28 protein-coding genes and 1 pseudogene are annotated in these 26,194 nt (G+C 33.2%); 12 read left to right on the forward strand and 17 right to left on the reverse strand.

From position 1 onward, the window contains the following. Nucleotides 1-43 precede the first annotated feature (43 nt). The 5 genes from N3Z16_RS03965 to N3Z16_RS03985 all read right to left on the reverse strand — a co-directional run bounded on the left by N3Z16_RS03965 (nucleotide 44) and on the right by N3Z16_RS03985 (nucleotide 4,570). Nucleotides 44-859 (reverse strand): TatD family hydrolase, encoded by an 816-nt coding sequence (locus N3Z16_RS03965; RefSeq protein ID WP_282486828.1) that lies wholly within the window; start codon nucleotides 857-859, stop codon nucleotides 44-46. A 10-nt stretch (nucleotides 860-869) separates the two neighbouring features. Then, entirely contained in the window at nucleotides 870-2,444 is a 1,575-nt protein-coding gene (gene metG, locus N3Z16_RS03970) for a methionine--tRNA ligase (protein ID WP_282486957.1), read from the reverse strand. A 38-nt stretch (nucleotides 2,445-2,482) separates the two neighbouring features. Further along, a complete protein-coding gene (locus tag N3Z16_RS03975; protein WP_282486829.1) occupies nucleotides 2,483-2,881 on the reverse strand; it encodes a response regulator in 399 nt (132 codons plus the stop codon). A 48-nt stretch (nucleotides 2,882-2,929) separates the two neighbouring features. Beyond that, nucleotides 2,930-3,784 (reverse strand): DUF2608 domain-containing protein, encoded by an 855-nt coding sequence (locus tag N3Z16_RS03980; RefSeq protein ID WP_282486830.1) that lies wholly within the window; start codon nucleotides 3,782-3,784, stop codon nucleotides 2,930-2,932. A gap of 75 nt (nucleotides 3,785-3,859) precedes the next feature. After that, nucleotides 3,860-4,570 carry a sensor histidine kinase gene (locus N3Z16_RS03985; protein WP_223939581.1) on the reverse strand — a complete coding sequence of 237 codons (711 nt, stop codon included), beginning with the start codon at nucleotides 4,568-4,570 and terminating at the stop codon, nucleotides 3,860-3,862. 228 nt (nucleotides 4,571-4,798) lie between these two features. Here N3Z16_RS03985 and map point away from each other — a divergent pair, with 228 nt between their 5' ends. The 6 genes from map to N3Z16_RS04015 all read left to right on the forward strand — a co-directional run bounded on the left by map (nucleotide 4,799) and on the right by N3Z16_RS04015 (nucleotide 9,636). After that, nucleotides 4,799-5,590 (forward strand): type I methionyl aminopeptidase, encoded by a 792-nt coding sequence (gene map, locus N3Z16_RS03990; RefSeq protein WP_282486831.1) that lies wholly within the window; start codon nucleotides 4,799-4,801, stop codon nucleotides 5,588-5,590. Then, nucleotides 5,574-6,266, forward strand: coding sequence for a RadC family protein (radC, locus tag N3Z16_RS03995; protein ID WP_223939583.1), 693 nt, complete (start codon nucleotides 5,574-5,576; stop codon nucleotides 6,264-6,266). The genes map and radC overlap by 17 nt, the downstream gene beginning before the upstream one ends. 80 nt (nucleotides 6,267-6,346) lie before the next feature. Further along, nucleotides 6,347-7,264, forward strand: coding sequence for an MraY family glycosyltransferase (locus tag N3Z16_RS04000; protein WP_282486832.1), 918 nt, complete (start codon nucleotides 6,347-6,349; stop codon nucleotides 7,262-7,264). A 1-nt stretch (nucleotide 7,265) separates the two neighbouring features. Next, nucleotides 7,266-7,574, forward strand: a complete 309-nt coding sequence (locus tag N3Z16_RS04005) for a DUF721 domain-containing protein (RefSeq protein ID WP_282486833.1) — start codon at nucleotides 7,266-7,268, stop codon at nucleotides 7,572-7,574. A gap of 5 nt (nucleotides 7,575-7,579) precedes the next feature. Further along, nucleotides 7,580-7,891: an iron donor protein CyaY gene (gene cyaY, locus N3Z16_RS04010; RefSeq protein ID WP_223939586.1), complete on the forward strand. Its 312-nt coding sequence runs from the start codon at nucleotides 7,580-7,582 to the stop codon at nucleotides 7,889-7,891. After that, nucleotides 7,888-9,636: an ABC transporter ATP-binding protein gene (locus N3Z16_RS04015; RefSeq protein WP_282486834.1), complete on the forward strand. Its 1,749-nt coding sequence runs from the start codon at nucleotides 7,888-7,890 to the stop codon at nucleotides 9,634-9,636. Before cyaY ends, N3Z16_RS04015 begins: the two co-directional genes overlap by 4 nt. 110 nt (nucleotides 9,637-9,746) lie before the next feature. Here the strand turns inward: N3Z16_RS04015 and N3Z16_RS04020 are convergent, their stop codons facing one another. Further along, a complete protein-coding gene (locus tag N3Z16_RS04020; protein WP_282486835.1) occupies nucleotides 9,747-10,007 on the reverse strand; it encodes a hypothetical protein in 261 nt (86 codons plus the stop codon). 207 nt (nucleotides 10,008-10,214) lie between these two features. Between N3Z16_RS04020 and N3Z16_RS04025 the strand changes: the two genes are divergently transcribed. Next, nucleotides 10,215-10,832, forward strand: a complete 618-nt coding sequence (locus tag N3Z16_RS04025; protein WP_282486836.1) for a peptide deformylase — start codon at nucleotides 10,215-10,217, stop codon at nucleotides 10,830-10,832. Between the two features lie 3 nt (nucleotides 10,833-10,835). Here the strand turns inward: N3Z16_RS04025 and hemF are convergent, their stop codons facing one another. The 6 genes from hemF to N3Z16_RS04055 all read right to left on the reverse strand — a co-directional run bounded on the left by hemF (nucleotide 10,836) and on the right by N3Z16_RS04055 (nucleotide 16,355). Then, complete coding sequence (gene hemF / locus N3Z16_RS04030; protein WP_282486838.1) at nucleotides 10,836-11,669, reverse strand: oxygen-dependent coproporphyrinogen oxidase; 834 nt, start codon at nucleotides 11,667-11,669, stop codon at nucleotides 10,836-10,838. 6 nt (nucleotides 11,670-11,675) lie between these two features. Further along, nucleotides 11,676-12,011, reverse strand: coding sequence for a YraN family protein (locus tag N3Z16_RS04035; protein WP_282486839.1), 336 nt, complete (start codon nucleotides 12,009-12,011; stop codon nucleotides 11,676-11,678). Beyond that, complete coding sequence (locus tag N3Z16_RS04040; protein WP_282486840.1) at nucleotides 12,008-13,279, reverse strand: MFS transporter; 1,272 nt, start codon at nucleotides 13,277-13,279, stop codon at nucleotides 12,008-12,010. Before N3Z16_RS04040 ends, N3Z16_RS04035 begins: the two co-directional genes overlap by 4 nt. A gap of 120 nt (nucleotides 13,280-13,399) precedes the next feature. Next, nucleotides 13,400-14,797 carry an NAD(P)(+) transhydrogenase (Re/Si-specific) subunit beta gene (locus N3Z16_RS04045; RefSeq protein WP_282486841.1) on the reverse strand — a complete coding sequence of 466 codons (1,398 nt, stop codon included), beginning with the start codon at nucleotides 14,795-14,797 and terminating at the stop codon, nucleotides 13,400-13,402. A gap of 20 nt (nucleotides 14,798-14,817) precedes the next feature. Continuing rightward, nucleotides 14,818-15,216 (reverse strand): NAD(P) transhydrogenase subunit alpha part 2, encoded by a 399-nt coding sequence (locus tag N3Z16_RS04050; RefSeq protein ID WP_223938837.1) that lies wholly within the window; start codon nucleotides 15,214-15,216, stop codon nucleotides 14,818-14,820. 11 nt (nucleotides 15,217-15,227) lie between these two features. After that, nucleotides 15,228-16,355, reverse strand: coding sequence for an NAD(P) transhydrogenase subunit alpha (locus N3Z16_RS04055; RefSeq protein WP_282486958.1), 1,128 nt, complete (start codon nucleotides 16,353-16,355; stop codon nucleotides 15,228-15,230). Between the two features lie 102 nt (nucleotides 16,356-16,457). On the opposite strand from N3Z16_RS04055, the gene N3Z16_RS04060 reads away from it, so the two are divergent. From N3Z16_RS04060 to N3Z16_RS04080, 5 genes and pseudogenes are all read left to right on the forward strand, one after another. Further along, a complete protein-coding gene (locus N3Z16_RS04060; RefSeq protein ID WP_282486843.1) occupies nucleotides 16,458-17,129 on the forward strand; it encodes a LolA family protein in 672 nt (223 codons plus the stop codon). Nucleotides 17,130-17,400: 271 nt separating this feature from the next. Then, nucleotides 17,401-17,655 carry a hypothetical protein gene (locus tag N3Z16_RS04065; RefSeq protein WP_282485543.1) on the forward strand — a complete coding sequence of 85 codons (255 nt, stop codon included), beginning with the start codon at nucleotides 17,401-17,403 and terminating at the stop codon, nucleotides 17,653-17,655. Between the two features lie 73 nt (nucleotides 17,656-17,728). Beyond that, nucleotides 17,729-18,858 (forward strand): annotated as a pseudogene (locus tag N3Z16_RS04070) (IS91 family transposase). Nucleotides 18,859-19,085: 227 nt separating this feature from the next. Continuing rightward, the gene (locus N3Z16_RS04075; protein WP_223938835.1) at nucleotides 19,086-20,399 is read left to right on the forward strand and encodes an MFS transporter; all 1,314 of its coding nucleotides are present in this window, start codon (nucleotides 19,086-19,088) and stop codon (nucleotides 20,397-20,399) included. Nucleotides 20,400-20,475: 76 nt separating this feature from the next. After that, entirely contained in the window at nucleotides 20,476-21,657 is a 1,182-nt protein-coding gene (locus tag N3Z16_RS04080; RefSeq protein ID WP_282486844.1) for a mechanosensitive ion channel family protein, read from the forward strand. 116 nt (nucleotides 21,658-21,773) lie between these two features. Here the strand turns inward: N3Z16_RS04080 and N3Z16_RS04085 are convergent, their stop codons facing one another. From N3Z16_RS04085 to N3Z16_RS04105, 5 genes are all read right to left on the reverse strand, one after another. Continuing rightward, on the reverse strand, nucleotides 21,774-22,205 hold the full coding sequence (locus N3Z16_RS04085) for an EVE domain-containing protein (RefSeq protein ID WP_282486845.1): 432 nt from the start codon (nucleotides 22,203-22,205) through the stop codon (nucleotides 21,774-21,776). A 37-nt stretch (nucleotides 22,206-22,242) separates the two neighbouring features. After that, complete coding sequence (locus tag N3Z16_RS04090; protein WP_282486846.1) at nucleotides 22,243-23,280, reverse strand: ABC transporter substrate-binding protein; 1,038 nt, start codon at nucleotides 23,278-23,280, stop codon at nucleotides 22,243-22,245. After that, nucleotides 23,277-24,041 carry a spermidine/putrescine ABC transporter permease PotC gene (potC, locus tag N3Z16_RS04095; RefSeq protein ID WP_282486847.1) on the reverse strand — a complete coding sequence of 255 codons (765 nt, stop codon included), beginning with the start codon at nucleotides 24,039-24,041 and terminating at the stop codon, nucleotides 23,277-23,279. Before potC ends, N3Z16_RS04090 begins: the two co-directional genes overlap by 4 nt. Nucleotides 24,042-24,043: 2 nt before the next feature. Further along, entirely contained in the window at nucleotides 24,044-24,706 is a 663-nt protein-coding gene (locus N3Z16_RS04100) for an ABC transporter permease (protein ID WP_282486848.1), read from the reverse strand. A gap of 191 nt (nucleotides 24,707-24,897) precedes the next feature. Beyond that, on the reverse strand, nucleotides 24,898-25,992 hold the full coding sequence (locus tag N3Z16_RS04105; RefSeq protein WP_282486849.1) for an ABC transporter ATP-binding protein: 1,095 nt from the start codon (nucleotides 25,990-25,992) through the stop codon (nucleotides 24,898-24,900). Between the last annotated feature and the right edge of the window lie 202 nt (nucleotides 25,993-26,194).

The raw sequence follows: 26,194 nt of genomic DNA on the forward strand, positions 1-26,194 counted from the left end.
GGATAGTTGAGGTTTAACTCTTCATGAAATAAAGAGTTAAACCTCAACTATCCTCAATTATCTCATTGGGGAAATTTCTAAATTGACAAGCTTTATTAAACAGTGTGAAAAAGTTATCTGTAGTCTGTTTTGCACATTTTTCAAACGTTATCCCTTTTAAATCAGCAATCGCTTCTGTAACATATTTTACATAAGAAGGCTCATTTATTTTACCTCTTTTAGGAACTGGTGCAAGATATGGGGAATCAGTTTCGACTAGAAGCCTATCCAAAGGCGTAAATTTAATAATAGCTCTTAATTCATCAGCATTTTTAAAAGTGACAATTCCAGCAACTGAAATATAAAAACCAATATCTAGTATTTTTCGAGCAAATCTCTCTGAAGCTGTAAAACAATGGATAAGGCCAGGAAAATTGTAAGTTTTTTTGTATGAAGCTATTATATCATAAGTATCGTCTTCAGCTTCTCTGGTATGAACTATAATTGGTAATTTGTTTTCACAAGAGGCTTTAATATGTTCTTCAAAAGATTGTTTCTGAAGTTTGTGCTGCGTAATATCTTTATTATAATAGTAATCTAACCCTGTTTCCCCTAACCCTATCACTCGATTATTTTTAGCAAGGCTAATTAGTTCCGAAGCACTTATTACTTCCCTTACTTCACTTGGATGGATTCCAACTGAAGCAAAGACATTTTTATAATTTTCTGCAATAGCCAAAATTTTAGGAAAATCTTCAAGTTTTGTACAGATTGTCTGCATGTAATGTACATTCGATTCAAACGCACGTTTAATTATATTATCGTGTGAATCATGCCCTACGAGCATATCTAAATGGCAATGTGAATCTACCAGGACCATATTTTTGCTGCTAATTCCTTATTTCTAACCTTGGAAAAATCGGCAGCGGCTCGCTTATCCTAGTAGAAGGTTTAATGGCAAACTCTTGGGTTAAATGTCTAAAATCACGATTATCCTCTGGAACACTAAGTTGGTCTAAAATTTTTGCTGCTGAATCAGGTATAAACGGTTGTATTAAAATGCCAATATATCTAATCGTCTCAACAATTCTATACAAAACTTCATTCATTTTAGGAAGATCAGAATTCTTTAGAGCCCATGGTGCTTCCCGATCTATATAAATATTTGATTGTTCAGTTATGTATATAATATGGTCAAGAACAGCATTAATGTTATAACTTTCCATTTGGATGATAGTATCCTTAACAATATCCTCTAATTGAACAAAAAACGAATCCTGATACATGTTATCTATAAATCTTTTGGTAACATCTGGCATTTTTTGCCCGCAATTTTTAAAGATAAAAGAACAAGTACGCTGGATCAGATTACCAATTTTATTAGAAAGTTCAGTATTGTTTCTTTGAACTAAATTATCGTGTGCATAATTCCCGTCATTACCAAATATAACTTCCCTCATCAGGAAATATCTTACCTGATCTTGACCAAAATTCTCAATAAGCTTAAACGGGTCAATAACGTTACCAAGAGATTTTGATATTTTTTGCCCCTCATTAGTCCACCAACCATGGGCAATAATTGATTTTGGTAAAGGAAGACCGGCGGCCATCAAAAAAGCCGGCCAATAAACGGCATGAAATCTTAAAATATCCTTACCTACAACATGGGCATCAGCTGGCCAGAATTTGCTGTAATTGCCTGTCTTATCGGGATAACCAAGAGCTGAGATATAATTCGTTAAAGCATCAAGCCATACATAAATAATATGCTTTTCATTCCCCGGAACAGGAATACCCCATTTAAAACTAGTTCTTGAAATTGATAAATCCATGAGACCGTTTTTTACAAAGCTTATCACTTCATTTCTTCTGGTTTTAGGTATAATAAATTCAGGATTTGCGTCGTAAAATTCCAATAACTTATTCTGCCATTTCGATAAAGCAAAAAAATAACTAGGTTCTTCTAACCATTCAACTGGAGCTCCAGTTGGGGCGAAACCTTCAGGGGTTAATTCAGACTCATCATAAAATGCTTCATCCCGAACGGAATACCAACCAGAGTACTTGCCAAGATACACATCCCCGTTTTCGTATAATCTATTCCAAAAAGCCTTTACTCCTAACTTGTGCCTCTCTTCGGTAGTTCTAATAAAATCAGAATTTGCAATATTTAATGACTGGAGCAAATTTCTAAAATTTATAGACATTTTATCAGTAAATTCCTGAGGAGAAAGGTCATTATTTAGAGCTGATTTTTCAACTTTTTGCCCATGCTCATCAGTACCACTTAAATACCAAACTTCTTTACCTGCCAATTTCATGAATCTAGCAATTACATCACACGCAAGGCTCGTATAAGCATGACCTATATGAGGAACATCGTTAACATAATATATAGGAGTTGTAATATAAAATCTGTTATTTGACACTTCTTTATCGTTTATTTGGGTTAGAAACGCGTTAATGATAACTAAATTATGTTCTTTTTCAACAATTTTACCTATTAACCTAGTACTTTAGATATCATTTCAACTAAATCAGATTGTGTATAAGGTTTATAAATTATTTGAACTGATTCGTCTGCCAAGTGCTTTTTCAATTCTTTTTCTTGGCACGGAATACCACTTTGAAAAACAAAAGGAATATTAGCTAGTTTTTTATCTTTCCTAAAAATTTTATATATTCCATAACCGCTTATATCTGGTAACATAATATCAGATAAAACTAAGCAAATACTATTTGCGTATTTCTTGCCAAGGGAAACAGCTTCTTCAGCATTATGGGCATTTATAACCTTGTATTTTGTAAAATTGGGGATTACAAGGTTAACTAAAGTATGGCAAATTTTCTCATCATCTACAAATAATATAGCATTTTTTTCTAAAGCAATTTCCTTGTTCACAACTTTCTCTCTGTAGAAATTATAATATGTCCATGCCCTCTCTGACTTTCAGTCGGGCTTTATATTTAGCCTAGCTTGTGCTTCATCGTCGCTCAACCATATATACTCTTGGGATAAAACCTGAAACTGTTTATCTGCTATATCCTGATTTAATACCTCATTTTTATCTTGGAGTTCAGTATAATGAATACCGAGGTAATTAATTTCATGATCTTTAAGTATATTTTGTACTGAAGTTAGATTTTTCAATCGATCATCGACAAAAATGATATTTTTGTAATTTTTGTTTAATTGTTTTAAGAACCCTAAAAGCACCTTTCCTTTATCGGCTTTGTTCGTGAATATAACACGAGAGATGCATTCCGGAAACTCCCCTTTTAATAAATCACCATTATCTTTAAAATGATACCCAAGAGAGCTCAGGCGGGATAAATGAAGTTCTGCTTCATTCTGAACAATGCCATATTTTCCACTGCTGTTGGCCGTGAATCCGACAACAGCCATTTTTTTAGAATCAAGTTCATTAACAAAATTTGGCATGTCCAGAGATACCAACTCAACTTTACTAGAAGATAAAATCTGGCTAATTAAATACTCAGCCATTGGCACTTTATCCTTACCAAGAGGGATCTCTTTTCCTTGAAAATCTTTAAATATAGCTTTGAAGTGTTTTGAACGATAATTATTTTCTTCACCCGCATATCTCAATACTCTATCTCGCGGTACAAACAGCACATAATCCAAGTCAAATAAAACAAGAGTGTCTTTGCTCTCAAACTGAGAAGTGTATGTTTTAATATCATTAACTGAAGATGCTTGTACAATTTCAGCGCTTGCCTCAAAAGCAGAAAGGCCTATTAATACCATTAATCCAATCTTGATGCTCAATTTAATTTCGTTCAAATAATTTTTCATCCTTATACAATTTTCTTGAATATTGTAAGATTCACTTGTGTTAATTTATAAGGCTCAAGCTTTCTATTTTGATAAAGAAAAACTTACACTTGTACCACCTGTCTCATTATTCTTTGCCCAAATTTCCCCGCCATGTGCAACAACAATTTCCTTGCATATAGCAAGACCCAATCCAGAACCTTTAAGTGATTCATTAATGTTTGATCCTTGCTTAAATGCCTCAAATATACTTCCTAATTCTTTCGATGGTATTCCTACGCCATCATCAATGACTGAAATAACCATGTTTTTACTATCCACAGTTTTTTCTGAATTAATCTTAACTTTAATATTTTTTGCACGAGAATGCTTTATTGCATTACTTATTAAATTAGACACTAATTGCTTTATCCAAAATTGATCAATACTAATTTTTATTTCTTTATCTACGCACTCCAAAAATAGGTTTACTGCATTCTTATCAGTAATAAAAAGATTATTTCTTTCCACTGCATCTTGAATAACCTTTATTATATCGGCTTTTTCAAAATGAAAATTTATATTATTATCGCTAAAATTAGCTAGTTGAAATAATTTCTCTACAATATCTTCAAGAGAACAAGCAGATTCAAATATATCATCCATGCATGATTTTTTGGTTTTTTCATCCAGTTTTTCCCAGTTGTTACGAAGATACTCAGCAAGTCCTTTGATCCCATGGACCGGTGTTCTTAATTCATGGCTAACTTTAGAAAAGAGCGAGGTGCTATTAAAAATTTTCTTAAAATCTTGCATAAATTAAGATTAAATTTATTTTGGAAAATAACTAAAGGTAGTGAATCGTAACATACTTAATTTTTACTGTCTATTTTTTATTTTGCCTTAAATTGAATACAAATCAGTAATTTTGTTATTATATTTAACATAAAATTGAAAGCTTAACCATAACTGGTACTAGACTTAATTTTAATAAGCAATTATACTTGCTATCTGCATAATAAAATAAATGTTTTACTAAGTAAAATGTCCGTGAAAATTCATAAAGAAAACGATTTTATTAAAATGCGAGCAGCTGGAAAATTAGCTGCGCAAACTCTTGATTTTATTACAGATTATGTAAAACCTGGAGTGACCACAAATTATCTTGACAATTTATGCCATGAATTTATCACTTCGAATGGCGGCATACCAGCACCTCTTAACTACAAAGGCTTTCCTAAATCAATATGCACTTCAGTAAATCACGTAGTGTGCCACGGCATACCTTCGGATAAAAAATTGAAAATAGGTGATATACTTAATATCGATGTAACAGTAATATTAGACGACTGGCATGGAGATACCAGCAGAATGTTTTATGTGGGGGAGATAGCTATTAAACCAAAAAGACTTATTCAAATTACTTACGAAGCTATGATGATTGGTATAGAAATGATAAAACCGGGAGTAAAACTTGGAGATATCGGTCATGCCATTCAAAAACATGTTGAAAAACATAATTATTCAGTAGTAAGGGATTATACTGGCCACGGTATTGGTAAGATATTTCACGATGAACCAACAGTCCTTCATTACGGCAAACCTGATACAGGACTTACGTTGAAAGAAGGGATGTTTTTTACTGTTGAACCTATGGTAAATGCTGGCAGCTATGAAACTATTTTAAGCAAAATAGATGGCTGGACCGTAACTACACGGGATAAATCTTTATCTGCACAATTTGAGCATACCGTTGGAGTAACTGATAGCGGAGTGGAAATTTTCACACTTTCAGAGAAAAATTTACTATACCCCCCATATGCAAACACCAAATGAGAATTTGCCGCATTATGTTGGGCATAGGAAGCGTCAGAAGGATAAGTTTCTTAAAAATCCTCCGAATAGCTTTAGCGATTATGAACTGATCGAGTTAATGCTTTTTCAATCAATTCCTAGAAAAGATGTAAAGCCCCTGGCGAAAGAGCTATTAAATAAATTTGGTAATTTAAATAATTTAATTAACACAAGCAGACAAAAACTATCTGAAGTTAAAGGGGTAAACCAAAACTTTTTCATAAGCCTACAGATAATTAAAGAACTAATGAATAGAGTTCTTATAAACCAAGTTATGAATCGGAATATTATTGGCTCATGGGGTGCTTTACTTGAATATTTAAAATTTAATATGGGTAACTTACAGATCGAACAATTCCGTATTTTATTCCTAAATAAGAAAAATAGCTTGATAGCTGATGAAATAATGGCAACCGGTACTATTGATCAAACACCTGTTTACCCAAGAGAAATAATAAAAAGAATTTTGGTTCACGAGGCCGGAGCAATTATTCTGGTTCATAATCATCCAAGCGGCAGCGCAAAACCTTCTACCTCAGATATTGAATTGACAGTACAAATAGTTAATGCTTGTAAGACCGTAAATGTAAGTGTACATGATCATGTAATTATCGGCAGGGGTGAGTATTACAGTTTCAAAACAAATATGTTATTATGAATTACCTCTTTTGGCTTCCAATACTTATTTTATCATCCTTTTTATCATCAATAATTCTGGTAAAATGTTTGATAGCCATTATGTCCAAATTTAATATTGTTGATAAACCAAGCGATAGAAGGGTTCATTCCAAGACTACTCCAAGAGGAGGTGGGCTAGCATTAGTAATAATATTTTGTTTATTATTACCGACGTTTGAATATGTTTGTTTAGGAGAATTATATAATTCTGGCAAGATTATCTTAATATTTGCTCCGATTGCCCTGATTTCATTCTTAGATGATATAGTGGAAGTACCGGTATTATTCCGATTATTGATCCATACAATATGTTCTGTTTTAGCCGTTATGTGGCTTATTCACCCACATAAAATATTACACAGTGAGTTATCACTGCATGTAGATTTGATCATCGGATCTTTTGCGTTGTTAACTTTTCTCAATGTCTATAATTTCCTTGATGGAATTGATGGAATAACAGTTTCCGAGTCTATCCATCTTTCTCTAGTAATACTAATTCTTTGCTTTATCAAATATGACATTATTCCAAACGTATGGACAATTATTACTGTAGCTTCTATAATTCTCGGGTGGTCATGCGGTTTTATTTTATTTAACTGGCAACCGGCCAGTATTTTTATTGGCGATGTAGGAAGCATCAGTCTTGGTTTTATACTCGGTATTTGTTTATTAACTGTTGCTTCTGGGAGCGACAGGCTATTTGCTGCTTGCGTTATATCATCTTTGTATTATATCGCCGATGGAGGGTTAACCTTATTAATTAGATTAGTAAAAAGAGAAAAAATCTGGCAACCACACTTACAGCACTTTTTCCAAAAAGCTGTAAAAAAAGGTCTCAGCCATAAAGTAGTTGTCCTAAGAATAATAAAATGTAATTTTATTCTTATGCTACTTTCAATAGGATCCTTATTTTATCCTGTTATTTGCATTATCCTCGGTATATTAACCGTAGGGGTTACTCTAATTAGGTCCGTATAATATGAAACCCATAATTGAGAATGTTAATAAAATTATTTATAAAATTTACAAAAACAAAAACCCAGTACTAGCTGAGATAATTATTAATTGGCAAAAAATAGTTGGAGCAAAATATAGTCACAATACCTTACCACTAAAGATTAGCACTACAAAAGACAAAAAACAGAAAATTAATATCTTAATGGTAGAAGTTAATAATGCTGCTACCTCAGTAGAAATAGCTTTTCAACAAGAAATTATTATTGAAAGACTAGCTGTTTATATGGGGTATAAAGCAATAAACAAGATCAGAACTATTGTAAAAATATAATTACCATGATAAACGATAAAGACTTCGCAAAAGAAGTAACTAGAATAATTAACCTTATTGCAAAAACAATTGAGGATAATGATATAACAGGAAATATAGATGTTGATGTTAATGGAGATATATTGAATATTACTACGCAATCTGGTATATTTGTTCTCAATAAGCAAGCATCGGTAAAAGAAATCTGGCTTTCTTCACCGGTTAGCGGTCCTTACCACTTCTTACATGATGGTAAATCATGGAAATCCAAATCAGGAAAAGAGTTGTTTAGTGTTTTATCTAAAGATTTAGATATTCAGATTAAGGATTTATTATGAATAATAACGTCAAAATATTATTAGGATACTTAAAAAATCATAAATTCAATTTAATAATAGTATTTTGTTCATTATTTACAGTTGCCCTTTCATTACTCGGTGTAGGAACAGTTTTTAGGCATTTAGTAGATAATGGGTTAAGTAGCAACCAACTTAATTCAATTAACAATTCAATTTTTTTAACATCAGGGCTAATTGCTATATTCGCAATTGGTAGCTTTTTCCGTTCGTATTTCATTAATATTGTAGCAGAGAAAATTACTTCTCAAATCAGAGCAGATAGTTATGCAGATCTACTTCAGCTTGAAATAGCCGCATTTGAAGAATTAAAAATCGGGGACATTATTTCAAGGCTTGGTTCAGATCTTGAGTCAGTAGGAACTCTAATTACTAATTTCTTATCCTTTTTTATTCGCAATTCTATAATGCTATCTGGGGCAATTATTTTGATGTTTTTACAAAGTGCTAAATTATCAATGTTAGTTATTTTTACTGTGCCACTTCTGCTTATGCCTCTTTTACATTTAAGTAAACATATAAGAAGTATTTCTAGAAAGGTAATGGCAGAAAAAGCTGATTTATCATCTTTTATAGAAGAAAGTTTTTCAGCTATTAGAACTTTATACGCCTTTAATCAACAACCTCATAATTTAAAGAGATTTAATGAAAAAATTGCTACCTACGTTAAACATTCCAGTAAAAGGCTTAAGTTAAGGTCCTTATTTTTTGCCCTAGCTATAGCTGCTATAGCTGGATCTATAACTATGGTAATATGGATAGGCAGTCTTGACATAATCAATGGCAAAATGACTTCAGGCCAGATGATATCATTTATTTATTACGCCATGATGGTTGGGATGAGTGCTGGAGGTATAGCAGAATTATTTAGTGAGATACAAGGTCCTCTTGCCGCTCTTGATAGGGTTTTTAATCTAAGGTCAAATACTAAAGCTTTCTCTAATCAGCATGTAGTTACTAGACATCATGAAAAATTTGAAAATGTTTTCCAGAATTATGATATTTCTTTTGAAAATGTAAATTTTTCTTACCCCTCAAGGAAAGATATACTCACCCTTAATAATATTAGCTTTAGCGTAAAACAGAATCAATTTACTGCTATAGTCGGCAAATCAGGGTCAGGTAAAAGTACCATAATGCAATTATTGCTCAACTTTTACAAACATCAGTCTGGAAAAATCAAAATAGCCGGCCGTGATATAAATTCTTATGACCGAGATTATTTAAGAGAAATAATAGCCTATACCCCTCAAGAGCCTGATATTTTTTCTGGAACAATCAGATATAATATTATGTTTTCTAATCCTGATGCCAAAGAAGAGGATTTCCAGCAAGTAGTACATTTATGCGGTATCGATAAGTTTGCTAATAATTTACCAGCTGGCCTTGACACTGAAATCGGTGAAAAAGGAGTTAGAATATCGGGTGGACAAAAACAAAGAATCGCAATTGCAAGAGCACTTCTTTATCAACCTGAGATATTACTTCTTGATGAGGCAACAAGTGCTCTTGACAACGAAAGTGAGCAAGAAATATTAGATAACATCAAGAAGATTATGTATGGTAAAACTGTTATATCAATAGCTCACCGAATTACTTCTATTCAGGATTTCGATAATATTTTAGTTATAGATCAAGGAAAATTAGCGAGTAGTGGTACACATAAAGAACTGATAGAAAGTTGTGAAATTTATAATATTTTATACAAAAAATCTCTAGCAAATTAGTTTAGGGTGCTACCTTTGTTCTTAGGAATTTTAAAATTTTGCATTTGCCCTTAAACTTTTAGAGAAGGCTTTGTACTTGCGCCTAATGCCCTAGCACTTAAAAAGTATAATTATCTGATTTCAACGCTACCATTACTTTCTCCTTCTCCAATCAGATAGCTGTTATATTCGCTATTTTCATCTAATGGAACTTCTGCAAAAATTGACCCCGGTTCATTTTCAATCTCTTCCTCTAAACTCTTCATAACTTTTGAAGGTTTAGCTACTTCATTTTTGCTTTCATCTCTTTCTTTTCTAGCATAATTCTTACCCCTATCACTGCAGCATGAGCTCCCGAAAATCCAGTCCCAAAATGATCTTTCCTTTGCCATAGGTTATTCCTCGCTAAAAATTTGAACATAAAATAGGTAACCATAAACATACAAATAATTAATATGTAAAAGCGCATAATTAAAATGGTAAGCTTATTTAGTTAAATAATAATTAATATATTAATAAATAATTTACTTATATATAAATAGACGAATTATTGGATTTAATTTATTATCATCAAGATGATTAGTAAAATTCTTAAAGATATGAAAAAAAAGATTATAACGATTGAAGATTTTATCGATAAAGAGAAATCAGTATTAAAATCCAAAACCCAAAGGCTTACGTTTCCTTTATCAGAGGAGGATAAAAATATAATAATTCTGATGAAAGAAATATTATTTGCTCTTGATGGTGTAGGGCTTGCTGCTCCGCAGATAGATATAAATAAAAATATTGCCGTAATATATATACCAGAAACTGCTTCTCTGCTTCGCAACAATGCTAAAATTTATCCCATGCACACATTAATTAATGCAGAATATGAACCGGTTGAAGCTCAAGGAAAATATAGCGATTTTGAGGCGTGTTACTCAGTAAAAACCGTTTGTGGGCAAGTACCAAGATATAATGCCATTAAAGTTAAATACCAGAATGAAGAAGGAGCAGAAATTTCAACAATCGAAACTGGATTTTATGCGAGGGTACTCCAGCATGAGATAGATCATTTAAATGGGACACTAATTACAGATGTACTTACCCCGGACTGCCTTCAAGGTACATTTGAAGAAATGGCAAAACTCCGGAGGGAATCCTTATCTGAAGAAAAAAAGATATTATTTGATAAATTGATAAAACAAAAAAATCTTACGCAAAAAGAATAACCTTCAAGGCCACTTTACTTCAGGTGGTAACGACATTAAAATTGCTTCAACATTACCGCCGGTTGCAAGCCCAAATGACGTACCTCTATCATATAAAAGGTTAAATTCTACGTACCTTCCTCTTTTTATCAGCTGGTGTTTTCGTTGTTCCTGCGTCCATGATAGATCCATTTTATTCCGAGCAATAACAGGGTATATATCCCTCATTGCGATACCGACATCCTTTGTAAAAGCAAAATCATTATTAAAGCTACCGGTATTTAAATAATCATAAAATATCCCACCAATACCTCTTGGCTCATTTCTATGTTTTAAGAAAAAATATTCATCACATGCTTTTTTGAATTTAGGATAATAGTCTAGATCATGTTTATCACAAGCCTCTTTAAACGATTGATGAAATATCTTTGTTTCTTTATCATCCGCATACATAGGTGTAAGGTCAGCTCCCCCGCCGAACCAGCTTTTTGTCGTTTCTATGTACCGCGTATTAAAATGCACCGCAGGAACAAGGGGTGAGCACATATGGGCAACCAGAGAAATACCAGTGGCAAAAAATTCAGGATTCTCCGCAGCTCCTGGTATCTGTTTTCTAAATTCCTCGGAGAATATCCCGTGTACAGTAGAAATATTAACTCCAACTTTTTCAAAAACATTACCATGCATGATAGACATAGCGCCACCACCGCCTCCCTCTCTTTCCCAAGGTTTTTTTATAAATTTACCGGCTACTAAATTATGCTCCTTAGCATGATCAATTTCTATTTGCTCATAAGAGCCGCAAATTTGATCGCGCAGTTCCTCGAACCATTTTGCCGTGCTTTCTCGTTGAATCATAACTTTTTACCAAGCATTTTCTATTATTACAGGCAGTTTATACGGCCGAATAAAAACCAAATCAAATCTTACCTCACAACCATTATATTTGTCATTATGACTTAAGAATAATTCAGCTGAACGCCTTATTCTATTTTGTTGGTTCTTTGGTACTATATTTTCCATAATATTATTGTTTCTGGCTTTAACCTCAATAAATACCAATTGCTTCCCTCTACACGCAATAATATCAATTTCGCCAACAAAATTTTTCTTGCGATGACAAATTATACTATAGAACTTTAGCTTGTAGATCAATATGGCCAAATATTCAGCAAGAATACCTAATCTATAAGGTTTCATTTTGGTTTTAAATTAGTATCGATTAACCTAATTATAGTTTTTTTCATACTATAAGCCATAGCTAGAAATAATAACGAGGTGATCATAACATAAAATGCTGGAGCATGGTAGAGATGGGTTACTTCCACAAGCCACCTAGAAATTACTGCTGAAGTCCCCCCAAACAGGGCAACACCTAAATTATAGCTAAAGGCTACTCCAGTAAATCGCTCTTCTGCTGAAAATAATGAGATAATAAATATATAAGCTGTACCAGCAATAAATCCCCCTAACATAGCAATGGTTGTAAGCGCAACTATTTGTTTCCAAATTTCGAGAGATGCAAGCAGCATAAAGGCAGGGGTAGCAGCAATAACTATTGTTATTGAGGCAATGATAATCATTTTAAACCTACCAATATGATCTGAAATGTAACCAGACAATGGCATGGTAAGCATCATAATTACAGAAGAGTACGAAAGGTAAATTAAAGCTGTAGTTTTATCAAATCCCAATACTTCATAATAAAAAATATTTATATATGTTTTTATAATATACACCAAACTACTTGCAGATCCCCCAAGGCAACAGGTTATTAGCATTGCCGGCCATGAACTGCGAATAACATGCATAAAAGGCATCTTTAAAGTACGTTTTTTTTCAGCAAGCATTTCAAATATTGGCGTTTCCGATACTCTAAGCCTGAAATAAAAACCAATTATTCCCATAATCCCTCCTAAGATAAAGGCAAATCTCCAAGCAAATTCCAATTCAGGAAATAATTGTTCCAAAATAATACCCACAAAACTAGCAAGTAAAGTGCCGGCAATATTTGACGCATGAACTATCCCAGCAGTAAAACCGGGTCTTAGATTTTGATAATGTTCCAGAATGAATATAGCAGCCCCTGCACCTTCTCCGCTAATACATAACCCTTGAATTAACCGCATCATAACTAATAAAATAGGCGCACCATAACCTATGTCACTGTAACCGGGGATAAGACCGATAGTAAAAGTAGTCATAGTCATACCAAGCATTGAAATAATGAGAGAAACTCTTCTTCCATACTTATCAGCAATATAACCAAAAATAATACCACCTATTGGCCTCATTATAAAACCTACGGCAAATACTGAAAGACTAGATAATGTCTGAATTACTTGTGAACCGGAAGGAAAAAATGCTTGTCCTATTGCTAAAGAAAATACTGCATAAACCGTAAAATCATAATATTCTAGCACATTTCCAGAAATAGCCGATAAAAAAATAGACCTTCGTTTATTCATTGAGCTATAATAATATAAAATTACTTATACAAATTTTACTTGTATAATTAGCATTATTCGGCAGATTATAAACAAGTAAAACCATTTGTGAAATAAAAATTTATGAAATAGATAAACTAACTATACATCAAAGGACTTTACTATACTTTCTATTACTTTTTTTGCATCGCCAAATAGCATTAATGTATTATTTTGAAAAAATAGTTCATTTTGAATCCCTGCATAACCCGAAGCCATAGATCTTTTTATAAAAAATATAGTTTTAGCAGATGCCACATCCAAAATCGGCATACCGAAAATAGGGCTATTGGGGTCAGATTTGGCAGCTGGATTCGTAACATCATTTGCACCCACTACTAAAACTACATCAGTTGATGCAAAATCATTATTTATTTCATCAAGTTCAAAAACATCATCGTAATCTATATTTGCTTCTGCAAGCAGGACATTCATGTGGCCCGGCATTCTTCCTGCTACCGGATGAATAGCAAATCTTACCTTGATTCCTTTTTTCTTTAAATGATCAACCATTTCTTTTATAGCATGTTGAGACTGAGCAACCGCCATACCATAACCCGGTACAATTATTACAGAATCAGTATGCTCTAGTTGATAAGCCGCATCTTCTGGGCTACTAATATTAACTTGCCTTTCCTCCTGTTCTGCTTGGATTTGTGCTTTCCCAGACGGTTTAAAAGCTCCAAAAATCACATTCAGCAGGGAGCGATTCATTGCTTTGCACATTATATAACTCAAGATAGCTCCACTTGCTCCCACAAGTGCCCCTGTAATAATAAGCAAACTATTTCCAAGCGTAAATCCAATACCAGCTGCTGCCCATCCGGAATAGGAATTTAACATCGAAACCACTACCGGCATATCAGCCCCGCCTATAGGAACAATAAGTAAGACCCCTACTATTAATGCAATTATAACGATCAAGCTAAACAAAAAAATACTTTGGTTTTGAGCAAAATAAATCATTATTGTGATAAGGAAAATACTCGCCATTAAACAGACATACTGCTGCCCTGCAAATTTTAGAGGCTTTGAATCAATAAAACCTTGTAATTTGCCAAATGCTATAATTGAACCACTAAAGGTAAGCGCTCCAATAGCAGCTCCGAGCGACATCTCAACCCGAGCTAAAATTGTTATCCCCCCCTGATAATCTGCAATCCCAAAATTTGCTGGCAGTAATAAAGCAGCAAATGCTACAAATACTGCAGCTAACCCCACAAAAGAATGAAAACCAGCAACTAATTCGGGCATTGAGGTCATTGGGATTTTTCTAGCCACATACCCACCAGCAATCCCTCCTAAACCAACAGTAATTAATAATGGTATTTTGTGATAAAAATCAGGTAAGGAAAATGTTGCAAACAAAGCTATCAACATTCCCAATATTCCTATCAAGCTCCCTTTTCTTGCTGTTTTAGGTGAAGATAATCCTTTTAGGGAGAAAATAAAACAAACAGCAGATACCAAATATAGTATTTCGATTAAACGCACTGACATAACAAAAAATTATTTGTAGATTACTTCTTTTTAAACATCTCCAACATTCTTTCGGTTACTATGAAACCTCCAAAAATATTGATAGATGCCAAAAACGCAGCCAAAAAGCCTAAAACCATAGATAAACTGAAACCTTGCGAGCTTGAAGCAATTAGAGCTCCTATTATGATAATCCCAGATATAGCATTAGTAATAGACATAAGAGGAGTATGTAGCGCAGGAGTTACCTTCCAGACCACATAATAACCGACAAAACATGCTAAAGAGAATATGGTAATGGCGAATATAAAAGGATCCACTGTAGAGGTATGCTGAAATTGTACCTCTGTAACAAGAGAAGTGAGTTTCTTAGACAATACCGCAGCTTTCTCAGATAATTCTGCCGCCTGTTTATTAGCAATTGCTAGCTCTTGATTCATGAACTTCTCCTCTATACTTTAAATTTCTTATTCATCATTTTCCCATCCTTACCTATAAGCATTTCTTCAACAATGTCATCAGAAAAGTCTATTTTTCCATTTTTTATGGCATGTTCTAAAAAATTATATAAATTTTTTGCATATAATTTTGAGGCATCAGAGGCTACTCTTGTTGCTATAGCAGACCAACCAATAATCTTTACTCCTTTTTTACTTATGATTTTATCAATAACAGAATCCTCCACGTTACCCCCGGTAGCAGTTGCTATATCAACTATAACTGAACCCAATTTTATTTTAGAAACCATATTTTTTGTAAGAAGAATTGGTGCTTTTTTACCGGGAATTTGGGCAGTAGTAATAACTACGTCAAAATTAGCTATTATGCCAAGTAAAAACTCTTCTTGAATAGAAGCAAAATCCTTAGTCACTTCTCTTGCATATCCCGATTTATCTTCTCTATCAACTAGCCCAGCTGGTGGATAAACAAATTTTGCATTCAAACTTTCCACTTGTTCTTTTGTTGCTGCCCTTACATCATAAGCAGATACAACTGCGCCTAATCTTTTTGCAGTCGCGATAGCCTGCAACCCTGCTACTCCAACACCGATAATCAATACTTTTGCCGGATTTACAGTTCCAGCCGCCGTCATCATCATAGGAAAAGCTCTGTCATAATAATAACATGCCTCTATTACCGCTCTATAACCGGCCAAATTACTTTGTGAAGATAAAACATCCATACTTTGGGCTTTAGTAACCCTTGGAACTAACTCCATGGCTATAGTTGATAAATTTTTAGATATAGCTTTATCTATATATTCACTATGAGAATGGGGCGAAAGCAAGCCCACTATAGTAGCACCAGGTTTGGCTATATTTACTTCATTTAGAGTTTCCTCCATTGGAGAAGGCTGAACTTTTAAGATAATATCAGCATCAGAAATGATTTCGAGTGGTACTCCGGAGACCTTAGCTCCGGCTGCTGTATATTCCTCATCGGTAAAATTTGCCGCTCCCCCTATAGATTTCTCAACAAAAACACTATAACCCTTTTTTGCGTATAACCTAGCTACTTCTGGGGTAATTGCAGTCCTAGTTTCTCCTTTAGCCCTTTCTTTTAACGCAGCAATTTTAATGCTCATCTTTATTTATTAATAAAAAATATTATTACTGTTTGAACTTGTATTATGCATTCATTACTATATAAAAACTTAAATCAAATGTACAGGACACTTTTTATGAATTACCTACCCGCTAAGTCACATAAGTTTAGCAATCAGAGTATAATTAATTTTATAATAATACTATTAATGGTATGCAAGCTCAACTTTGCATTTGCTGCTTCAGAAAAAGAGATTGTAGACAATATAAAATCTTATATTCAAAATATTCAGTCGGTAGCTATTAATTTTGACCAATCAGACACTCAAGGAACAAAAGCTAGCGGTATTCTAGTTATAAATAAACCGTATAAATTTAGGGTCAATTACTTCAAACCCTTTCCGCTACTGATTGTGGGTAATAAAAACTACGTTTCTGTTTACGACTATGAAATGGAAAATTTAAGCAGAATCTCAGCAGAAGAAAATATTTTTAATTTTTTATTAATTGATCAAATAAATTTTGATAATCAATTCGAGGTTCTTTCTGCCAAGGAAGAGAACGGATATTATAAATTGGAGTTAAGTCATTTAGATTCCGGTAAAATTAGTGAAATTTTATTTAATAAACATACCAGAAATATCGAAATAATGACAATAGTTGAAGAAAATAACATAATTACATTGAATTTCAAAACAACAAAAAAAATTACTAATATAAACAATAAATTATTCATTATGCAGGATCCGGATATTTTTGGTAAACCCGAATATTTGGATAAACAGCATTTAGAAAAAAATTACCAGTAGGCATAATACCTACCTCATATTACTTACCTTCAATTTACAGATAGGGAGAATATTTGACGTTTATTGCCTTCATATGTTAGACTTCCATTTCGTGCAGTATATTTCCTAGATATCTAAAACAAGATAAGCCACCTATCGGTGGCAGCTTAAAAGAAGATACCCTTGACCGATAAATATTTATGGAGGATTATAATACTGGTATTTGATTTGTTTTAACTTGAGTTATAAAGACTGAATGTTAGACATACATAAGATAATATATAATTGAGTTATGAGTAACTTGCACTCTGAGCAGCATTTGGTCAATGAATTAGCGGTAAAAACTCTTAAGGCCATTTCTAAAGAGCAAGCAATTCCTTACAGCAGGATCAAAAAGATTTTTTCCGAAGGAGATAAGGAAATAGCCAAGGCTTTCTGGATAATGTTGCGAAAAATATCTCCCAATCATAAGTATAATTCTGTTTACTATTGCCCTGATTGTAAAGAATTTGATTTAGAACGCAAAGGAAGAAAGATTCCTTGGTAAGAAAACATTAACTATAAGTAATTTATGGAAATAGTCGGTAAAGGAATATCTATAAAACATATTTTTCTAGACCGTGGTAATTGGTCTCGATTTCGCTAAAAAATACGGCAAGCTAAGATACGGCATTATTTTCAACGTCACTAAAGTTATATCGTGTGGAACGAAATATTTAGGATTTAAACGTTATAGCTGCCGTGATTGTAACCGCAATAAATCGGTAGCATTCAGCTGTAAAGGTAGGTTTTGTTCTCGTTGTGGTAAGAAACAAACGGATCAATGGGTGAGTAAGGCTAGCAATGTTCTACCAAAAACACGATGGCAGCACATTACATTTACAATGCCGGACTCTTTATGGCCGATATTTTGGCTCAATCGTGATCTGTTTGGATTGATTTCCGGTATTGCAGCAGGAATTATTAAGGAGATAGCTACAAAGAAAAATCTTGTGGTTGGTATATTTACTGCCTTACACACTTTCGGTAGAGATTTAAAACGCAATGTTCATATCCATTTATCGGTTACTTGCGGCGGTATAAATAGCAAAGGCAAGTGGCAAAAATTATTTTTTCCTGCCGAACCTATTAAAAAAATGTGGAGACATAGAGTCCTTGAGTTATTTCGCTTTCAATATATCTCAAGTAATTTGAAGTTGCCGTCCGCATATCAAAATGCTGAGAATTTTAATAACTGGATGAGTAGTTTATACGAAATCAGTTGGTATGTTTATTTACAAAAACCATCGGATGATCATAAACGCAACATAGAATATTTAGGGCGGTATATAAAACGCCCCCTATTTCCGAGACAAGAATAGAAAATTACGACGGAAAGCAGGTAACGTTTAAATTTCTTGATCACTATAATAATACAATTGATCGCATAACTATGCCCGTGATGCAGTTCATAGCTAGTCTGATTATGCATATACCAGATCGTTATTTTCGAATGATTAGGTATTACGGTTTTTTATCTAATAGAACTAGGGGCGTACAATTACCTATCGTATATAAGGCAATTAATCAAATCGTTCATAAGAAAACTAAGCTCATTAGTTGGAGATTAATGATTTGGTTGAATTTTAAAATAGATCCTCTGTTTTGCTATAATTGCAATAAATGTATGAATCTGCGGCAAGTTTATTACGGTTTATCTCCGCCATTGTTATTAATAAGAACCAATGAATTATTATCAACGCCTAGATAACATCATTATGGCGAACACTTCTTTCACGTCTTGGCCACATAATTTGTAAAACTGAACCTATTTTTAGATAGATTCTGGCAGAGATTTTTGTAAAAGTGTTGATAATTTCTAATATTGTGGCTGGTAACTACATATTTATTAAACGAATTTTTAAAAAGCTGATTGATGATTTTTCTGGTTGCAAATTTTGAATTTCCTATACTAAAATATAAATAGTAAAAAGAATAATGAATTCCAAAACAAATACATACAAGCAAAATATTAAAGGCTGGATGGTTGTAGCTTGTGGCGGTATCTTTTACATGTATCAATTCATGATCCGTGTTTCACCAAATATCATGAATAATGAACTTCTTAGCAATTTTGCACTTGATGCAGCAGGACTTGGGGTATTACTTGGAGCTTATAACTGGTCGTACTCAGCCATGCAGCTCCCTCTTGGTATTACTATAGACCGCTTCGGGCCAAGGTTATTTCTATGTATAGCAGCAACCCTTTGCGGACTATCATGCTTTATTTTTGGAAATACAACTAGCCCATTAATCGGAGGATGTGCAAGATTCTTAATGGGAATGGGATCAGCATGCGGTTTAATCGGAACTATAAAACTCGGAACATTATGGCTTGAACCAAAACACGTAGCAAAAGTTACAGGGTTAGTAATCCTTATGGGAACTGCTGGTGCTGGTCTTGGCGGTGCTCCTCTTGAGATGATCCTAAATGAGGTAGGATTTAAAAATACCATGGAATTCTTGGGGTTTATTGGCCTTATAGTTTCCATAATTATTTATTTTTTTGTTAGTAATTATCCCCCTGTTGATCATCATGAAGAACTACCTGATATTTATGCTAATAATCATCCATTTACCGATATTTTACTTTTACTTAAGACACCTCAGGCTTGGATTTTAGCTATCTACGGGATGTTGATGTACCTTCCAATTACCGTAATCGGGGTAGCATGGGGGGTATCATTCATAAGAACTACCTATCAAGTATCTGATATTAGCGCTGCTACTATAGTATCAACAATGTTTTTTGGTGCTGCTATCGGAAGCCCTTTTTTCGCTTATTTTTCGGATATTGCTAAAAACAGACGTTTACCAATGTTTTGCGGCTCTTTTGTTACCGCCATTGTCTGGTTTATCGTTATTATTTTTCAAGTCCCTTATTACCTACTATACGTACTATTTTTTGTGGGAGGCTTTGCCTATACCGCAAAATGCTTAAGCTTTGCAAGTATTTGCGAAACCATGCCTTTAAAAATGAGCGGGGTGTCGATAGCTTTTGTCAATGCCATAGTAATGTCTACCGGTACTATATTTTTACCTATTATTGGAGCTCTGATTGATTATCATAGTAATGGGCAAACAGCCCGTGATATACCGTGTTATAACGGTGAAGATTACCGATTTGCTCTTGTTATTGTTCCAATCTCTCTCCTAATTTCTTTTATTATAGTTTTCTTTATGAAAGAAACTCATCCTGATCATAAAATACCGAAAGAATATGGATCTTTTGCCACTAATGATATTGTTTAATAGTATTTAGAGAAAAGAGCAATCTAGGTTGTTATACTTCAGGGTTTAATAAGCATTAATAAGTTATATATCGTTTATGGAAAATTTATTTACTATAAAAAGTCTTCACACATTTTATGCAGAATACCAACTATTAATAATGCTTTCTATAATGGTTACTTTTTTATACCCATTTTTAATTAGCATCAAAAAGGTAGTATTACCTGGTATTAGCAAACTAATAGGCTATAAAAACAAAAAATACGCTGAAATTCTTTACAAAAAAAACCTGCCTGGACATATTACAAAAGTATTTTTAGCATTATATCTGGAATTCTGGAGCGATATCCTTGATCAGTCTAACTTGATAAATAACGTAATAATTAAAATAAAAGACGTTGTTATAACTACATATGTAATATTTGCTATTACCTCTCTTATATTAGCTATTATAAATGCCACAACAGATTTATATAACGTTCGAGAATTAAACAAAAAAATAGCTATTGAGCTACACACACAAATTTTAAGAATTTTTGTAGTTGTAAGCGCAATATTAGCCATTTTTTCTTTAGTTATAGGCATTTCTATTTCCTCATTATTTACTAGTTTAGGGGCAGCTGCCGCATTATTAACTTTTGTTTTTAAAGATACGCTACTGGGGCTAATTGCAAGTTTACAGGTTACTTTTCAAAATATTATTCAAGTCGGTGATTGGGTAACTTTACCTCAATATAATGCAGATGGTGATATCCAAAAAATTACAATTACCGTAGTAATAATACGTAATTTCGATAATACCTACACAACTGTTCCAACTTCCGCCTTTTTAACAACCGGTGTTAAAAATTGGCGTCCAATGTTCGAAATGGGAGGAAGACGCATCAAAAGGGCAATCAGCCTAGATATGAGTACAGTAAAAATATGTACTCAAAAAGAATTAAATGCAATCAAGAAGCTACCTTACATGCTTGAATTTACAGCGGAAAATAAAACGTTATTTAACCAGGAAAATCAAACTACTAATCTTACTATGTTTAGGCATTACATAGGCCAATATCTAAAAAATAATAAAAATATTCACCAAGAGGGGTTTACTTTCCTAATACGTACGCTTGATCCAACACCTAACGGTATACCAATAGAAATTTATGTGTTTACTAAAGATACTAAATGGCTTAATTACGAAGAAGTTCAGGCAAGTATTTTTGAGCATTTGCTGGGCATCTTGCCTATTTTTAAACTAAAAGCCTTTCAAGCCATATCTTCGTCTCAATAACTTTTATACACCCAGCCATTTGCTAATAACATAGGTAGAGGATATTTCCTCTCAAAAGGAAATATAAAACCTAAAAAGGTATAGCAATTTTAATATTATTGCTCTCCTATATTTACCTAACAAGGCTTTCTTCCAAGCATCCGGGTTTCAATGATTTCGAACGACTCTCGATCTATTTCCAAAAAGCCATATCTAAACACATAACCCCATGAGGTTTTGTTTTTAATAAATGATAAGATAGGAATAAGTGGCTTAATATCAACATCACAAGCATTGAGGTACTTGATATTCCTTCTATATGGTTTAAAGTCGCTTCCCATATCTACCTGATAAGGAACATCATCTATTACCTCACCTATAGCAGTAAATTTTTGGTATAACTCATTACTTTCCATCGATACCTTGGAAGAGTAATAAATTACAAAATCCCCTTTCTGGAGGCGTTTAGCTGGGCCGATCTTGCCATGGCAAAATTGGCAAATTCCCAATTTAACACCATTTTCTACATGTTCTTTCGAAGCAACGCCAATCCAGAATTTAGTACTCATGAGATTCCAATTGTTATATTAGTACTCTTTGCAAAGCTTAATTATTTAACTTCAACATTTCCCAGTATTTTTCATATATCACTATTGCTTCACCGACATCCTCTTGGAATTCTCCTTGATCCTGTATATCTTTAGGTGGATATATTGTCGGGTTATTCAATATTTCCTTAGGAAGTAAAGCCTTTGCAGCTTTATTGGCTGTAGCAAACCCAACAGCCTGACTAATTTCTTTAGCAATTTCTGGACGTAAAAGGAAATTAACAAACTTATAAGCACCTTCAGCATTTTTTGCATTAGAAGGAATAGCAAAACTATCTACCCAAAGGATAACTCCTTCTTTAGGATAAGCGTATTTAATATCAGGATTTTCCACAGATGCTACATAAGCCTCACCATTATGATTCAGTCCTATTATAACTTCCTCGTTTATGTAGTTCAATTTAGGAGAAGCAGAGTTAAAAATTTTTACGTTAGGAACTAATGTTTTTAGTTTTTCATAAGCTTGTTTTATATGCTCTTCATTAGTATCATTACCGCTATATCCAAGCAACTTTAGAGCCACATGAAAAACCTCTCTTACATCATCAGTAAGAAGAATCTTATGAGCATATTTTGGTTCAAATAATATATTAAAGCTATCGACTTCCTCTTTTACATATTTAGCGTTATAACAAAGAGCCGTACTTCCCCAAAAGTATGGTATACTGTACTTATTCTCTGGATCAAAAGGTTTATTTATCAGGTTTTCATCAATATTCTTAAAGTTATCCATTTTGGATTTATCTAATTCCATTAACAAGCCTTCATCCCTCATTTTGCTAACAAAATAGGTAGAAGGCATGACTAAATCATACCCGGATTTAGAGTTATGTAATAATTTTACTTTCGCATATAGGCTCTCATTATTATCGTAAGTGGAAAGATTCACTTTTATGCCCGTCTCTTCGGTAAATTTTTCAATTATGCTATCTGGTATATATTCTGACCAAACATATACATTAATTTCACTAACTGAGGCTGGGGCGGTAAAGTGAATTCCAAAAACTAAAAAAAACAACGTAATGTATTTTTTCATATTTTCCTCCTAAATATAAAATGAGATGTAAAAATTAAAACCAAAGTCACTGCAAAAATTACAGTACAAAGAGCATTAATCTCCGATTTAATACCCAAATGTGCCATGGAAAATAACGTTAACGGTAGAACCTCAAAATTTGGTCCGGTAACAAAAAAACTAATTACCACATCATCCAAAGATAAAGTAAATGCAAGTAACCACCCAGATATGACCGAAGGTAAAATAAGAGGTAATATAATTCTAGTAAATATAGCCCACTCACCGGCTCCGAGATCCCTTGCTGCATTTATTAGATTCTTGTTAAAAGTTTTCAAACGAGCAATAACAATAATTATTACAAATGGTAAATTAAGAGTAATATGAGCGAGTAATAAACTATAAAACCCTAAATTTAGGTTTATAAGGTTAAATAGAATAAGCAAGCTTATCCCCATAATAATATCTGGAGAAATAGCTAGCACATACACTATAGAGGAAAAAACTTTTCTACCTTTAAATCTATAACTGTGTAAGCCTAAAGCGGATATAGTTCCTATCAAAGTAGAAATAGAAGCTGAAAGCGTAGCTACTAGGAAAGAATTTTTCGTTGAACCAATAAGCAGGCTATTCGAATATAATTTTCTATACCACTCTAGAGTGAAACCCTGCCAACTTGTGCCATATTTTGAAGAATTAAATGAGTATATTATCAATACAATTATGGGTAAGTACAAAAATATATAAATAAATACTGGGTATAGCCTTATTAATCGGTTCATGATTATACCACTAATTGATCAGTATTTTTAGTATTCCTGGCATAAACTACCATTAATATTACTACGATAACAGTTAATACTGTACCTATTGCTGTACCGAAAGGCCAGTCTCTGGCAATTAAGAATTGATTTTTTATTAAGTTTCCTATCAGGATTTCTTTACTGCCACCAAGCAATTCAGGGATAAAAAACATTCCAAGCGTTGATAGAAAAACTAGAATACAACCTGCAGCTATTCCGGATTTAGTTAAGGGTATAATAATTTTCAATAAGATATCCATCTTGCCAGCTCCCAAATCTTGTGCTGCATTAATATAATTGCGGTCCAGTTTTTCAAACGCTGTATAAAGCGGCAATATCATAAAGGGTAGTAAGGAATATACAAGGCCAATAGTAACAGCTACCCAGTTATATAACAGCTCTATCGGCTCATCTATTAATCCGATATACATTAACAAACTATTCAATAGCCCATTAGATCTTAGAACAATCATCATAGCATAAGTTCTGATTAAGGAGCTTGTCCAAAAAGGTATTACAACCAGAATCAGCAAGAAATCTTTAATAATTATGCTTTTAATAGTTTGAGAGATTGTATACACAAATGGATAACTAAGTAGCAAGCATAAAATGGTAACATAAAGAGCTATAGCTAAACTCTTCAAAAAAACCTTAATATACATTACAGATAACAGTTTCTTGTAATTATCCAAGGTAAAAGCAAAGTTTACAAAATGCACTTCTTCTCTTTCCAGAAAACTTGTTACTACTACTCCAATATTTGGTATCAAAACAAAAACAGTTAACCAAAACACAATTATTAAAATTGTAAAATGTTTAAATAGGTCTCTGTTAATCATGTAGTTAGCACCTCACAACCAATAGTCCACTCCACAAAAACTTCCATTCCTATTTTGTATTCACAAATCTCGCCTTCTTTGTTTTGCAAAAGCGTTGCTGTTATTTTTTTCTCATTATCAAGAGTTATGGCATAATCAAGCAGAGCTCCTCTGTACTTTGTTTGCGTAACTTTACCTTTTAACCTGGTTAGGGTTACAGAATCTTTTTCTAATGATAGTCTTAAGTTTTCCGGCCTGATTAATATTTTAATTTGCTCTCCAGCAGAAAAGTTATTTTTATTCTCTAACTGATATTTACATTTTTCTTCAACAATTACTGTTAATAAATTCTCTTTCACAGCTTCAACTTTAGCATCTAGTATATTCAATTCTCCTACAAAGCTTGCTACAAAGCTATTTACAGGGGTTTGATATATTTCCTGCGGAGAGCCAATTTGCTCTATTTTACCATTATTGAGTACAATTACGGTATCAGATATAGATAAAGCTTCTTCCTGATCATGAGTTACTAATATGAAAGTAATTCCTAAATCCCTTTGCATCGACTTAAGTTCTACTTGCATTTCCTTTCTAAGCTTTTCATCAAGTGCACTAAGGGGCTCATCAAGTAATAAAATTAGTGGCTTATTAACAATAGCCCTTGCAATAGCTACTCTTTGTTGCTGGCCACCTGATAACTCTCCAGGTTTTCTGTCGGCAAATTTTTCCATTTTGATCAGTTTTAAAGAGTTGCTGACAGCATTATCAATATAATCTTGGCTTTTCTTTTTCATCCGAAGACCAAAAGCTATATTATCGTAAACATTCATATGAGGAAACAGGCTATAATTCTGAAACACGGTATTAACTTCCCGCCTATTGGCCGGCAAATTATTTACCTTTATACCGTTAAGAAATATATCTCCATTATCTGATGACTCGAAACCGGCTATTAATTTTATAATAGTGGTTTTACCTGATCCAGAAGGGCCAAGTATTGTAACAAATTTATTATCGTAAAGAGTAAAATTGAAATTGCTTAAGATAGGTTCTGTATTAAAGCTTTTGCTTATATTTTTTAATTCAATAATGGGTTTGTTAAACTTATTCAATTCTTTAATTTCCTCGTTAAATTGTATAGATTTAGAAGATTTACTAAATATTTCATTTATGCTTTATCTAACTCCTAGAACTTAATCCCAAATACGATTCTGATAAATCAGAAGTAAGATTATAATTGATTAACTCTTCCTAGTCAATTAATAGAAATGTATAGAATTATAAATATCAGAAAAAAATTGCTTTAAAATGGTA

The sequence above is a fragment of the Candidatus Megaera polyxenophila genome, from assembly GCF_029982035.1.
In the GTDB taxonomy this organism is placed as follows: Bacteria; Pseudomonadota; Alphaproteobacteria; order Rickettsiales; family Rickettsiaceae; genus Megaera; species Megaera polyxenophila.